The organism is Kitasatospora sp. NPDC101447 (genome assembly GCF_044767225.1).
Taxonomy (GTDB): domain Bacteria; phylum Actinomycetota; class Actinomycetes; order Streptomycetales; family Streptomycetaceae; genus Kitasatospora.
On the sequence record NZ_JBIWNL010000005.1, the window covers coordinates 121,299 to 133,854 of the forward strand.

The window sequence follows — 12,556 nt, forward strand, 5'->3', positions numbered from 1 at the left end:
CCGCGCCATCGCCACCACGAACGTTGGGGCGTGCCGCAAGGCTAACCGGGACCAGTGACATCGACTCAGCCGCGCAAGGCCGGATCGACTGGAAGGCACAGCCGACGACTGCGCACCCGCCCCCTCGCACTCCCCCGGACGAGCATTCGGTCACGCCGCAGCCCTGTCTCGCAACCGATGTGGGACCGGGTCGTCGCGGTGTCATACCAGCCCGGTGAAGCTCTCCCGGCCCGTCGGCCATCGGAACGGACGCACAGGCGTCACCAGCTCGAACACCCCTTCCATCCGGGAACATGCGGAGACGAGCTGCTCGTCCGACGGCAGTGAGCGTCCGAGGCCCAGTCCTCGAAGGCGTAGGACAAGCCCGGCTCCCCGGCATTGCCGTTGACCGTGTTCGCGGGCTCACTGCCAAAGCCGCTTCGACCAGTCACCCCGAGGGAGATAGGCACGGCCATCACCGACCTGCTTGATCCCGCCGGGAACAACGTCCCCGTGGTACGGATACTGCTCCGTCACAGCCGCCAGCAGGAACTCCAGGAAGCCGCCCTCGAACAGGTCCCACTCCCGCATCGAGTGGAACTTCGCAGCGACCGGCCACCGGTTTGGGTCCGGGCCCCTCATCAGCCAGAAGAAGTGGTCGGAGCTGTAGTTGTTGGCCCACTTCAGGAGCCCGCCCTCGGCCGGGAACAGCGGATACGGGCACTCGTCGTAGTCCCCGTCCTGGTGGACCTCGGCCAGCCAGGCACAGTATCCGTAGGGTTCGGTCGTGTAGTACAGGAAGCCCTCGAAGCCGAGCGGCTGCCCGGTCTCGGGACCAGGCGCTGCCGATGGCGTGCAGATGTGCAGTTCGTCGCTGATGCTGACCATCCCGTACCGGTCGACGAACGCCCGGTAGTCCGCGGGCAGCTGGAAACCGAGCGCTTCCGGCCCGAGCTCCCACGGGACCGGGACGACTCCGTCCGCTGGCGGCGGCCCGATGACCGCGCCGAGCCGGTCCAGCATCTCCTCAATGTTCACGTCTACCCCCGTCATCCGCCCGATCGCACCGGAGGCTACCGGGTACCGCCCGTCCCGGGACTGACAGCCCGGCAAGCGGCAGCCGCGTCCCCCTGGCGCCTCGTCAAGGCGTCCGCCCCGGCGTCGGCGGTTCCTCGCCGGGGCGGGCTCGTGTGGCCGCACTGCCCCCGTCGTGGCGGGTGCCTCGGGCGGGTGCGGTGCGGCCGATCCTGCGTCGGTGCCCGGCTAGTCGAGGGTGAGCAGGATCGCGACCGTGTTGCCCTCGGCGTCCAGGCACTCGGTGGTGTTGGAGCCGTCCGGGTCGGCAAGGAGGCCCAGTACGGTGCCGGTGCCGTCCTCGTCCGGGATCATCAGCCAGTCGTTCGCGAAGTCGCCCTCGGCTGGCTCGACCGGCCAGTCGGTCGGGTCCACCGACGCGTCCTGGAGCATCTCGCGGAGGCGCTCCATCCTCCAGCTTTCGCCACCGGCGGCGCGCGCGGACAGGGTGGCCCAGGCGCGCTTGAGCATCCCGGTGCCCGGCTCGATCCAGGTCGTGCTGGGATTCGCGTGTATCACGGCCAGGCCGGACGGGGTCGCCACCCGGTCGCCGCAGTCCTCCGTGCTGACCGGGACGGTCTCGCCGGGGTGCACCAGGACCGCCACCGGCACCCCGGGTGCGGCTTCACGAGCGACCAGGTAGACCGGTGTGCCACCGGGCCGCATCGGGAAGCCGCCGCCCTCGGGCCCCAGCGGGTCGTAGATCGTGCCGTGGTCGCAGGATCCCTGGATCAGGCCGAGCCGCTCGATCCGCCAGCCGTCGACCGTCCGCGTCCCCTCGAACGGATCGGCCAGGGCCGTGCTCAGCGCGGGCATGTACGGGTACTCGAACTCGTCAAGGTCGTCGTCATCGTCGTAGGACATCCGGTCTCCCGATAATTCGTAGGTGAGAGGGAGAGTAGACCGCGGCCCTGACACAGACCGCTGGACCGGAGGCCGGTGATGATCATCAGGACGCTGCGTCGCCTTGAAGCCACGTGGGGCCTTCGGTGGCTCAGGGGTGGACGAGGCGGCCCGGGGCCGATTGCTGAGTGACCGTCGGTGTCCGAGCGGCGGGCCGGTCCGGGGGCCGGTCCGGGGGCCGGTCCGGGCCACCTCGCCGGTCGGTGTGTCCGAACGGGCGGGCATGATGGCGCCGTGCCGACCGCCGAAGAACCCCACCAGCCACCTTCCCGCGAACCGGAGCCGATAGCGCCGGGCCGGGCGACACCCGACCCGTTCGAGGGACTCGTCCTGGACGAACGGTTCATCAAGGACGCCGCCGTCAAGGAGCCGACCGCCCGGACCCGGATGCTCGCCGCGCAGTGGCGCAAGGAGCCGCCGGTGGACCCGGGAGGCCGCCGCTGGGCACCGGGCGCGGCCTCCGGCACGGCCCGCTCGAAGTGGACCCGGCCCGGACGCCGGCGCACCGTGCTGATCGCGGCCACCGCTTTCGCGGCGCTGCTGGCCGTCGCGGTCGGAGCGGACCCGGCCGGCCTGCTGAGCCGGGACAGCCCGGCGGTACGCGGCCCGTTGGCCGTGCCCGCATCGCCGCGGCCGACTGCGGATGTCGCGCTGCCCGGTGGCGGGGTCTCCGACGGCACCAGGTGCGGCACGAAGGGCTTCCACCACTTCGACCCGGCTCCGGCATCCTTCACCTTCGCCGGCGGATCACAGCCGGACGCCCCACCGCCAGGACCGCAACTCGTCCTCGGCTCCTACGGGTTCTCACGGACCTCGGCGAAGGACCCCGGGCAGTTCACCATCGGTCTGCTGCTCGGTCCGGGCGCCCGCGACCGCGCGCTGGACCTGTCCGCGCCACTCGGATCGCAGGGCGTCGCGGTGGAGATCGAGGGCCCGGACGGCCTGGTCGGCGGAGCCCACGGCCTCCCGATCACGCGCGACGACGACACCCCGTCCGCCGCCGGCGGCACCGTCCACGTCGGACCCGAGGGCGGCGCCTCCGTCCAGCTGACCCTCCCGGCCGGGGCCCTGTGCCCGGGCTTCGACGGCTTCGCCGTCCAGCAACGCCTGATGTCGCCGACCGACTCGCACAACACCATCATCGGCCAGCCGCCCTACCGGCTCACGGTCTCCGTCTCCGATCCGGCGATCGGCGCACTACGGCGCCAGGTGGGCTCGACGGTGCCGGGCGACGTGCTGGCGACCGACAACCGGATGCCTCACTGACCGGAGCCACCGGAGAAGAGGCCCGACGACGCTGAACCGGGTCCGGCGGTACGGCGGTTCGGCGGTCTGCTGGGCCTCCAACCGAGCACGCACCCGCCGGCGGTGGGCAGCGCGGCGGTCGGGTGGCTCCGTCCGGTGCGGTGACGGGCCGCGGACGGGGCCGCGGGCGGGGCCGCGGGCGGGGCCGCGACGTCGAAGAGGGCTGTCGGCGTGGCCTGCTTGACCCGTCGGGTCGGGCCCCGCAGAGTCGGGTGCGGTCCTGTGCGGGCATTGGCAGGCGGCCCGCCGCGAGGGCCGGAGCCGCTCCGGGCGTGCCGGGCGGAGCGTCGACGTGAGGGAGCGGGTGATCCGATGGTTGTCGACTTGATCGTGATCGGTACGGCCATCACCCTGGGGCCGCTGCACAACAGCGCCTTCGTCCTCCTGCTGTCCTCGCGGCGCGGCGTCCACAAGGGGCTCGCCTTCCTGCTGTCCTGGCTGGCCAACCTGGTCGCCGTCGTCGCCTGTGTGCTGCTGCTGACCGGCGGGACGCCACCCGTCCACCACAGTTCGCCGTCGAGCGCGGCCCTCGCCGCCAAGCTCGCGATCGGCGTCGGCCTGGTCGTGTTCGGCGGCTACCGAAGTCGGCAGCCTCCCCGCCCGTACCGGCCACCGAGCTGGGCGGGGCGCGTCGACAACGCCTCGCTCGGCACCGCTGCCGGACTCGCCTGGCTGCTCCAGCCCTGGGCTCTGGTCGGAGCCGGCGCCGCCACGGTCGTCGACGCCGACCTCTCCTCCGTCTACACCTGGCTCGACCTGACCGGCTACTGCCTGCTGGCCACCCTCAGCCTCCTGGTGATGGAGCTGTACACCGTCTGGGCTCCGGAGACCTCCCGCGCCCGGCTCGACGCGCTGCGAACCTGGCTCGAACAGCACCAGGACCAGCTGATCATCACCCTCTCGCTGCTGGCCGGGCTCTGGCTCACCGCCAGCAGCATCTACCATCTCGTCACCTGAGGACCGGGCGGGCGGCTTCGGACTCGTCACGGGCTTCCGGGGTTCGGGCTCGCTGCTGCCTTTCTACGCGCTGGCGCTGGCGCTGGCACTGGTGCTCTCGGAATCCGCGCTGCTGCTGCTCTGGCTGCTGCCGCTGTCCGCGCTTGCACTGGCGCTGGCCTTGGCGCTGGCCTTGGCGCTGGCATGGTCGGAATCGGAACTGTTGCTGCCGCTGAACCCGCTCCCGTGGCTGGGCTTGCTCCCGTGGCTGGGCTTGCTCCCGCGGCTGGGCTTGCTCACGTGGCTGGGCCCGCTCCCGCGGCTGGGCTTGCTCACGTGGCTGGACTTGCTCCCATGGCTGGGCCCACTCCCGCGGCTGGGCTTGGTCCCATGGCTCCTCTTGGATGATGAGGATCCCTTCGCCGAGGGCCTGCCCGAGCCGACGGAGCCGCTGGAGGAGGATGTCTCGGTCGAGCTGGACGAACTAGATGAGCTGGAGTCGCTATACGAATCGGACGAACTGGATGAGCTGGATGACCTGTGCGGATGGGATGAGCCGAACGACTCATGCGAATGGGTGTGCGAATGCGACGAGCTGTGCCCAGTGCCGCCGCCGGACCCGGCGGCCCGGGTTCGTGCGCCGGTGCCGGTTCCGGTGGTGGTCGCAGCGGCGGCGCGGGTGGCGGGGGTGATGACAAGGGCGACGGTGGCGAGGAGGAAGGTGCGGCGGGCCGGCTGGTTCATGGGCGCTCTCCGGTGAGGGTCAGGGCGTGGCGCAGGTGGCTGGTGAAGTCGCCGGTGGTGGGGTGGCGGGCATCGGGGTCGGGGTCGAGGGCCCGGTGGAGGGTCTGCTGGAGGTGGGGCCAGGTGGTGGCGGGCCAGCCGGTGAGGGGGCGGGGGCTCCGGGTGAGCTGGTGCGTGCGGGTGCGGGTGCGGCTGCCGGTGTCGGGCAGGTGGTGGCGCTGCTGGACCACGCGGTAGAGGATCGCCGCCGCGCTGTACTGGTCGCTCGCCGCCGTCGGAACCGGCCGCGGCCAGGGTGCGAGGCATTCGGGTGCCGCGTAGACGGTGGTGGCGCAGCGGTGGAGTGTGTCGGGGGTGGGGGTGCCGTGCCATGCGCAGCTGTCGAGGTCGATGAGGGTGAGGGTGTGGCCGTGGCCGACGACGATGTTGCGGGGGCTGAGGTCGGCGTGCACGACCTCGTGGTGGTGGAGGCCTTCGAGGGCGTGGCACAGGGCCAGGGTGAGGCGGGTGAAGACGTCGGCGCTGCCGGGTGACCATGCGGCCATGGAGTGGTCGAGGTGTTCGAGCAGGTGGTGCAGGGTCGGTCCCTGTTGCCAGGTGACGGCGAGGTAGTGCAGGCCGCGGTGGACGCCCTCGCCGGCGAGGTCGGCGACGTGGGGGTGTGCGGCTGCGGCGCGCAGGCCGCGGGCCTCGTTGTGGGCTCGGGCGAGGACGTCGTGGTCGGCGTCGTGACAGGTGGTCTTCAGTGCCACGTGCGTGCCGTCGGGGGCTGTGGCTCGGAAGACGTTCTGGCAGCCGCGGCGGCGCAGGAGTTCCAGGGGGCGGTAGCCGGCGATCGTGGTGTCCAGGAGTCGGCCGGGGGTGCGGCCGTGCGGGCAGCGGCGGGACGGGCGGGCGCGCTCGGAACGGTCCGGAAGGTCCGGTCGCGGCTGTGGCGTGCCGGACGTCCGGCTTCGGGCGGAGGGTGCGGGCAGCGGACGCGCCGGTGGGGTGATCGGGAGGGTCGGGAGGGTACGGGGCATCGCTTCCTCGTGGGCGGGGACGACGGTGGCGGTGTGGGACGCGCGCTCGGCCGCTGCGGCCGGCGCGCGTCCCACGAGCGGCGGTGTCAGGTCCGGCTGACCGTGAAGGGGATGCGCTTGGTGACGTCCTGGACGCGGACCTCGCCGCTGATCGTGGTGACGCGGGTGCCGCCTCCGGCGCAGACGACGCTGTCTCCGATGGCGTGACCGGCGTAGGAGACGAAGCGGATCTGGCCGCGGCCGCTGGTGTCGACCTTGATCTCGAACGAGCCGATCGCGTAGCGGGAGTCGCTGGGGCCGGTGGCGATCTCGGTCTTGAACGTGTTGACGCCCGCAACGACCGGGGTGACGGTCATCGCGCGGTCGTTGCCGTTGGCCGAGGCAGCGCCGGTGAACTCCGTATCCGGACTGTCGCCGCCCACGTAGTCGCTGATGGAGCCGCCGCACACGTCGGTGGTCGCGGCGCCTGCGGGCGGTACGGCGGTCAAGGCGGCGGCGAGGGCGAACGCGGCGACGACGGCCCGCGGGCCCAGTCTCCTGCTCATGGGGCGAGATCCTTTCTGACGGACGAAACTCCAGTCAGTGTCCGAACCACGCCGTCGCCCGGCGGGCAACACGGGCACCCGGGCGGTCCGGATCACCACAGCGGCGTAGTCCGAATGCCTTCGGTCGCCCCGGCCGGTGGTCACGCGGGGTCGTCGGCAGGTCCTGCGTTCGCCGGAACGCGGCACGCGGGCGGCCGGCCTTCCCTAGGGTGTGGGGGAACAGGGATCGAGGGGCGGTGGCCGACATGTCGGTCGGGACGGCACCGAGGGACGGGCCGGGGGACGATGCGTCTCCGCAGGTGCGCAACATCATCGAGGGCGGGCACTTCTTCGGCACCGTGATCCAGGGCAGACACGTCGAACTGCAGCTCACACGCGACCCCGAGCGCGCACTGACCGGCCTGCCGCAACGTTCCTCCGCCTTCACCGGTCGCGACGACGAGCTCGCCGCGCTCCTCGCGGGACTGGCGCCGGAGACCGTCGGACGGTCGCCACGCGTCCACGTGGTGGCCGGGCTCGCGGGGATCGGGAAGACCGAGCTCGCCGTCCAGGCCGCCGATGAGGCTCTCCGCAGGAAGACGTGGTTCCCCGGCGGTGTCCTCTTCGTCGACCTGCTCGGTTACGACCCGGACCGCCGCCTTTCCCCCGACCACGCCCTGGACGGCTGGCTGCGCGCGCTCGGCGTCCCGCCCGCGCACATCCCGCCCGGCGTCCAGGACCGCTCCCGGCTCTTCCGCAGCGTCCTGTCGGCCCACGCCGAGGCCGGCCGTCCGGTCCTCCTGGTCGTCGACAACGCCGCCGGCCCCGACCAGGTCCGCCCGCTCCTGCCGGGCGACGGCGTCACCGCGGCGATCGTCACGTCCCGCGACAGCCTCGCCGTCGACGCCCGGCTGCACGAACTGGCCGAGCTCGGACACCGGGCCTCCGTCGGCCTCCTCGCCCACGCCGTGCGCCAGGCCCGTGGCGAGGGCGACACCCGCGTGGCCGACGCCCCCGAGGACACGGCCGCCGTCGTCCGGCTGTGCGCGGGCCTGCCGCTGGCCCTGCGCATCGCCGGCGCGCTGCTCGCGGACAGCCCCGACCGGCCGGTGTCCTCCCTGGCCGAGGCCCTGGCCGCCGACCACACCCGTCTGGAGCGCCTGCAGCACGCGGACCGCGCCGTCCGGGCGGCGTTCGACCTCTCCTACGGGCACCTGCGCGCCGCCCACGCCCGTCTGTTCCGCCTGCTCTCCCTTAGTCCCGGCCCCGACTTCGCCACCGAGTCCGCCGCCGTGCTGGCCGGGGTCGACGACATCGAGGCCGAGCAGCTCCTCTGCGACCTCTCCCGCGCGCACCTCGTCGAGGTGGCCGGCGTGTGGGGGCGCTGGCGCATGCACGACCTCGTCCGCCTCTACGCGGACGAACGGGGGCGCCTGCCCGTACACGCCGCGGCCGACCACCGGGACGCCGCCCAGGACCGGCTCCACGGGCACTTCACCGCCACCGTCCGTGCGGCCGACTCCCACCTGGCCACGCTGTCCGGTCCGCCCTCGCCCCGCTTTCCCGACCTCGCGACGGCCTTGGCCTGGCTCGATGCCGAACGGCCCAACCTCGTCGCCCTCATCGGCGCCGCCCCACCCCTCGGGCGGCCCGGGACCACGACGACCCTCGCCCTGGACCTGGCCCGGTACCTCGGTCACCGTCGTCATCTCGACGACTGGCTCGACGTCACCACCACCGCCCTGGAACTCTTCCGGGAAAGCGCCGACCGGCACGGCGAGGCCAGCGCACTGAACCTCCTCGGACTCGCCCTGCTGGAACTGCGCCGGTTCGACGAGGCCCGTGCGGCCCACACCCGGGCGGCCGCCGTCTTCCGTGTACTCGGCCACCACCTCGGCAGGGCCAGGGCACTCAACAACCTCGGGCTCGCCCTGCGGGAGGAACGCCGTTTCGACGAAGCCATCGACACCCTGACCGAGGCGGCCGCCGTCTACGGTGGACTCGGAGACCTCTACGGAGAGGCCATCGTGCTGAGCAACCTCGGCGCCACGATGCGCGAGGAGGGCCGGTTCGACGACGCGGTCGACGCCCATTCCCGGGCCGCCGCGACCTACGCGCGCTGCCACGACCGCCGGAACGAGGCCAGGGCGCTCAACAACCTGGGGCTCGTCCTGCTGGAGATGCGCCGGTTCGACGAGGCCATCGACACCCTCACCGGCGCGGGCAGCACGTTCGACGAACTCCAGGACCTCCACGGCGAGGCCACCGTGCTGACCAACCTCGGTGCCGCCCTGAAGGCGGCGGGCAGGGTCGAGGAGGCCATCGCCGCCCTCACCCGTGCCGTCGAGGCGCACCGTGTGCTCCACGACCGCCACCGCGAGGGCGGCGCGTTGAACAACCTCGGCCTCGCCCAGCAGCGGGCGGGTCTGACGGGGGCGGCCCTGAACTCCTTCGGCAGCGCCGCGACGCTGTTCCGCGAGCTCGGCGACGACCACAACGCGGCCAAGGCGCTGACCAATCGCGAGCGGGTGGGGGCGCAGGGGCCGCCCGGCCCCGGAGGCGGTGGCGGTGGCGGTGACGGTGGCGGTGGCGGTGGCGGTGGCGGTGGCGGTGGCGGTGGCGGTGGCGGTGGCGCCGACGGTGTCCCCGGGAGGCGCTGACGTCCCGGCCGCCCCGGGCAGCGGGAGCTCGGCCGATCACCGTGCGCGACGGGGCGGGGGACGGGGGTGGACCGCCGCGCGGCGCGGCGGCGGGCAATCCGCACGATACTGAAGCCATGTCGCAGAACGCCCGCACGCACCACGAGCCGTCGCGTCTCACGGTCAAGGGCCGCGAGGTACGACTGCGCACCATTGCCATGGCCGTCATCGCGGTCCTGGCCGTCTGGTTCATCGCGGTGAACACCGCCTCGGTGACCATCACCCTGTGGGTCTCCGACGTCACCATGCCGCTCTGGGTCGTCCTGACCGTCACGATCCTCGTCGGCATGCTGATCGGCGTCTTCCTGGCCCGCCGCCGCGCCGCCCGCAAGTCGGCTCGGTCGTGATCCCGGGGCCCGTGGGTCGGCGCCCAGGGGCCCGCACGGCAGCCCGTGCGCGGGCTGCGCCTTTCCGGCGCCCCGGCGCCGTTCCGCCTGCCCGGGCGGGTGCGGGGCGCCCGTGTCACACCAGGGCCGCGCCGCCGTCCACCGCGAGCGTGGTGCCGGTGACGTAGGCGTTGGACAGCACGAAGAGATAGGCCGCCGCGGCTTCCTCGGCGGTGCCGACACGCCGTGTGAGCAGCTCGGACCCGGCGCCCTGGAGGAAGGCCTCCGGGTCCGGGACGCTGCCGTCCCACAGCTCGGTGCGGATCACACCGGGCTGGACCACGTTGACGCGCAGCGGGGCGAGTTCGACGGCGAGTGCCCGGGACAGGGCCTCGATGCCGCCGGTGATGCCGGCCGTGAGCACGGTTCCGGACAGGGGGCGGATCGCGAGGACGCCGGAGCTGAAGGTGATCGAGCCGCCCTCACGCAGTCGCGGTACGGCGTACTGGGCGGCGAGGAACGCGCCCCAGAACCGGCGCTCGAAGACGGCCCTGGCCTCCTGCGGGGTGGTGTCGGCCAGCGGCTTGATCAGCAGGGATTCGCCCGCGGTGTAGACGAGGTGGTCGAACTCCCCGACCTGCTCGAAGAACGCGGCGATGGCGTCGCCGTCGGCGACGTCCAGGCGGCGGCCTTCGGCCGGCTCGCCCAAGCGCTTCGTCGCGGCGTCCACGCGGTCCTGGTTGCTGGAGGCGACCACGACGGCCGCGCCGGCCGCCGCGGCCTGTCGGGCCACCGCGAAGCCGATGCCGGAGGTTCCGCCGATGATCACGATCTTCTTGCCGGACAGGTCCATGGGGCCGTTCCTTCCTCGATGCGGTGCCGGGGTTCGGCGACCGCCGTGGCACGAACGTACGCCGCCACCATCGAGACGGTGAATGCCTTGAAGTCTCGATTCCCTGTCACATCGTCTCGCTGTACAGGGCCTAGAGTGGCGCCATGGACATCCTCAGCGACACCCTCGAAGTCCTGCGCACGGGGCGCCCGATGGTGACTCGCACCGACGCGCACGCCCCGTGGGCCCTGAGGTTCCAACCCGTCTCGGGAGCCGGATTCCACGTGGTGGTGGAGGGACACTGCCACCTGCTGCCACCGCACGGCCGACCGCTCGCGCTCGGGCCCGGCGACATCGTGTTCCTGCAGCGCGGCAGCGGACACACCCTGTGCGACGTGCCGGGCCGCGAGCCGGTGGACTTCGTCCCGGAGCGCGTGGACCGTTCCTCGCCGATCGGCCAGGTCACCGTGGACGGGCCGGGGCCGCGCACGGTGCTGGTGTGCGGCGCGTACGCGATCGACGTCGATCGCCCGCATCCGCTGTTCGGCGATCTGCCGGAGGTCATCCACCTCCCCGCGGTTCCGGGCCGCCACCCGGTGCTGCGCTCGGCGGTCGATCAGCTGTGCGCCGAGTTCCACGCGCCGCAGCCGGGCTCGGACGCGGTCGTCACGGCGCTCGTCGATCTGCTGCTGCTGTACATCCTCCGGTCCTGGTACGCCGAACTGCCGCAGGAACGGACCCGGGGTTGGGCGGCCGCGCTGACCGACCCGGCGGTCGCCCCGGCCCTGAAGGCGATCCACGACGATCCCGGCCACCCCTGGACCGTGGAGTCGCTGGGCACCCGCGCCGGGCTGTCGCGCGCGGCGTTCGCCCGCCGCTTCGCCTCGGTGGTCGGCGAGCCGCCGTTGACCTACCTGACCAACTGGCGGATGGCCACCGCGGCGCGGTTGCTGCACCGGTCGCCGGACCCGCTGAGCACGATCGCGCAGCACACGGGGTACACGTCGGAGTTCGCCTTCGCCAAGGCCTTCAAACGGCACTTCGGATCGCCGCCCGGGGCCTACCGCAAGCAGGTCAGGACGGCGGCAGGCGACGAACCGCGCGGATACGCCTGACGGTGCGGGGCGGGACGTCACCGCAGCGGACCGGGAGGCGGTGGCCGCTGTGCCGGTACACCGCGTGCACGCACGGACGGGGGTCACTCACCGGAGCAGCGCTTGGAGCTCCGGGAGTCGCCCGAACAGCTCCGGCAGGCCGTGCACGCCGTTGCGTGCGGACTCGTGGGACAGCGCGAGGTCGGGGCCGGTGCCCACCTCGACACCGGCGAGGCACCGGAGGACGTTCCACCTGGTGTGCCCCAGCCAGCCCCCGACCGTGTACACGAACCAGCTCGGACCCGGCGGTGGCAGCGCCCCGCCCCCCGCGGCGTAGCCGTCGAGGACCGAGCGGAAGACGGCGGGCCTGATGTCGTCGAGGCCGGGGCCCTTCGCGAGGCTCAGCGCGGTCGAGCCGAGCTCGCCGGACAGGTCGAGCATGCCGGAGAGCTCCCAGTCGAGCACCACCGGCCGGCCCTCCCGGGCCAGCAGGTTCCACGGGTGGATGTCCCGGTGGGTCAGCACGACGGGGCCCGGCCGTTCGCAGGTGTCGACGAAGTGCGCGATCGCGAGGAACGTCCCGACGTGGGAGGCGAGTTCGTCGGCCCACGGCTGTCCGGTCGCCAGCGCCCGCGCGGCGAGTTCGGGCCAGTCCCGTGGTGTCGGGTCCTCGGCCGGCACGTGGGGCCAGGCGACGTCGAGCGCGTGGATGCGCGCGAGGATCCCACCGATCTCGAACGCGTACGCCGCCGACACCGGGGCCTCGGGCACCTTCTCGCCCTCGGCCCAGCGGTGAACGAGCGTGCCGTGGTCGGCCGAGATCGGCTCCGGCATCGGGATGCCGGCGGCGAACGCCGCCTGCTCGAACCTGAACACGTCCTCGACGTGATAGGTCAGGCGGCGGTCGGCGAGGTTCAACTCCTTGACCGCGAAGGACCCTTGGTCGGTGTCGAGCCGGTACATCCGATTGGCGAACCCGCCGTGGACGCGGATCATCGGCCCGGTCGGCACGCCGAGATGTGAAAGGTTCACCCCCGCATGCTAGGGCCGGCGGTCCGGCGGCGCACCGGACTTTTGCGCGCCGTTGGCCGCCGGGGAACGGCCGGCCCCGGCCGTCG

At 72.9% G+C, this 12,556-nt stretch carries 12 protein-coding genes; 6 read left to right on the forward strand and 6 right to left on the reverse strand.

Translation table 11 applies throughout. The features are described from left to right. Positions 1-402: 402 nt before the first annotated feature. Positions 403-1,032 carry a hypothetical protein gene (locus tag ACIRST_RS09480; protein WP_402801168.1) on the reverse strand — a complete coding sequence of 210 codons (630 nt, stop codon included), beginning with the start codon at positions 1,030-1,032 and terminating at the stop codon, positions 403-405. Positions 1,033-1,242: 210 nt separating this feature from the next. Then, entirely contained in the window at positions 1,243-1,917 is a 675-nt protein-coding gene (locus ACIRST_RS09485) for a hypothetical protein (protein WP_402801170.1), read from the reverse strand. Positions 1,918-2,190: 273 nt separating this feature from the next. Here ACIRST_RS09485 and ACIRST_RS09490 point away from each other — a divergent pair, with 273 nt between their 5' ends. The 3 genes from ACIRST_RS09490 (at position 2,191) to ACIRST_RS09500 (ending at position 4,957) form a co-directional block, all read left to right on the forward strand. Beyond that, positions 2,191-3,222: a hypothetical protein gene (locus tag ACIRST_RS09490; protein WP_402801172.1), complete on the forward strand. Its 1,032-nt coding sequence runs from the start codon at positions 2,191-2,193 to the stop codon at positions 3,220-3,222. Between the two features lie 351 nt (positions 3,223-3,573). After that, the gene (locus ACIRST_RS09495) at positions 3,574-4,218 is read left to right on the forward strand and encodes a GAP family protein (protein ID WP_402801174.1); all 645 of its coding nucleotides are present in this window, start codon (positions 3,574-3,576) and stop codon (positions 4,216-4,218) included. A gap of 91 nt (positions 4,219-4,309) precedes the next feature. Beyond that, positions 4,310-4,957: a hypothetical protein gene (locus tag ACIRST_RS09500; protein ID WP_402801177.1), complete on the forward strand. Its 648-nt coding sequence runs from the start codon at positions 4,310-4,312 to the stop codon at positions 4,955-4,957. Here ACIRST_RS09500 and ACIRST_RS09505 read toward each other — a convergent pair. Together ACIRST_RS09505 and ACIRST_RS09510 are read right to left on the reverse strand one after the other, a co-directional pair. Next, entirely contained in the window at positions 4,938-6,038 is a 1,101-nt protein-coding gene (locus ACIRST_RS09505; protein WP_402801180.1) for a protein kinase, read from the reverse strand. The genes ACIRST_RS09500 and ACIRST_RS09505 overlap by 20 nt on opposite strands. Before the next feature lie 11 nt (positions 6,039-6,049). Next, positions 6,050-6,508 carry a hypothetical protein gene (locus ACIRST_RS09510; RefSeq protein WP_350522400.1) on the reverse strand — a complete coding sequence of 153 codons (459 nt, stop codon included), beginning with the start codon at positions 6,506-6,508 and terminating at the stop codon, positions 6,050-6,052. Between the two features lie 299 nt (positions 6,509-6,807). Between ACIRST_RS09510 and ACIRST_RS09515 the strand changes: the two genes are divergently transcribed. Both ACIRST_RS09515 and ACIRST_RS09520 read left to right on the forward strand, forming a co-directional pair. Further along, on the forward strand, positions 6,808-9,147 hold the full coding sequence (locus ACIRST_RS09515) for a tetratricopeptide repeat protein (RefSeq protein ID WP_402801183.1): 2,340 nt from the start codon (positions 6,808-6,810) through the stop codon (positions 9,145-9,147). Positions 9,148-9,263: 116 nt separating this feature from the next. Beyond that, a complete protein-coding gene (locus tag ACIRST_RS09520) occupies positions 9,264-9,533 on the forward strand; it encodes a LapA family protein (RefSeq protein ID WP_350522402.1) in 270 nt (89 codons plus the stop codon). Between the two features lie 115 nt (positions 9,534-9,648). On the opposite strand, the gene ACIRST_RS09525 is transcribed toward ACIRST_RS09520, so the two are convergent. Further along, complete coding sequence (locus ACIRST_RS09525; RefSeq protein WP_402801186.1) at positions 9,649-10,365, reverse strand: SDR family oxidoreductase; 717 nt, start codon at positions 10,363-10,365, stop codon at positions 9,649-9,651. Positions 10,366-10,508: 143 nt separating this feature from the next. Here ACIRST_RS09525 and ACIRST_RS09530 point away from each other — a divergent pair, with 143 nt between their 5' ends. Beyond that, on the forward strand, positions 10,509-11,459 hold the full coding sequence (locus ACIRST_RS09530) for an AraC family transcriptional regulator (RefSeq protein WP_402801189.1): 951 nt from the start codon (positions 10,509-10,511) through the stop codon (positions 11,457-11,459). Between the two features lie 87 nt (positions 11,460-11,546). Here ACIRST_RS09530 and ACIRST_RS09535 read toward each other — a convergent pair whose 3' ends face one another. Continuing rightward, positions 11,547-12,470, reverse strand: a complete 924-nt coding sequence (locus ACIRST_RS09535) for a phosphotransferase family protein (RefSeq protein ID WP_402801192.1) — start codon at positions 12,468-12,470, stop codon at positions 11,547-11,549. Between the last annotated feature and the right edge of the window lie 86 nt (positions 12,471-12,556).

Coding starts and splice junctions, on each gene's coding strand:
- ACIRST_RS09520 (WP_350522402.1), top strand. CDS start 9,264: ATGTCGCAGAACGCCCGCACGCACCACGAGCCGTCGCGTCTCACGGTC.
- ACIRST_RS09510 (WP_350522400.1), bottom strand. CDS start 6,508: ATGAGCAGGAGACTGGGCCCGCGGGCCGTCGTCGCCGCGTTCGCCCTC.
- ACIRST_RS09495 (WP_402801174.1), top strand. CDS start 3,574: ATGGTTGTCGACTTGATCGTGATCGGTACGGCCATCACCCTGGGGCCG.
- ACIRST_RS09530 (WP_402801189.1), top strand. CDS start 10,509: ATGGACATCCTCAGCGACACCCTCGAAGTCCTGCGCACGGGGCGCCCG.
- ACIRST_RS09480 (WP_402801168.1), bottom strand. CDS start 1,032: ATGACGGGGGTAGACGTGAACATTGAGGAGATGCTGGACCGGCTCGGC.
- ACIRST_RS09485 (WP_402801170.1), bottom strand. CDS start 1,917: ATGTCCTACGACGATGACGACGACCTTGACGAGTTCGAGTACCCGTAC.
- ACIRST_RS09525 (WP_402801186.1), bottom strand. CDS start 10,365: ATGGACCTGTCCGGCAAGAAGATCGTGATCATCGGCGGAACCTCCGGC.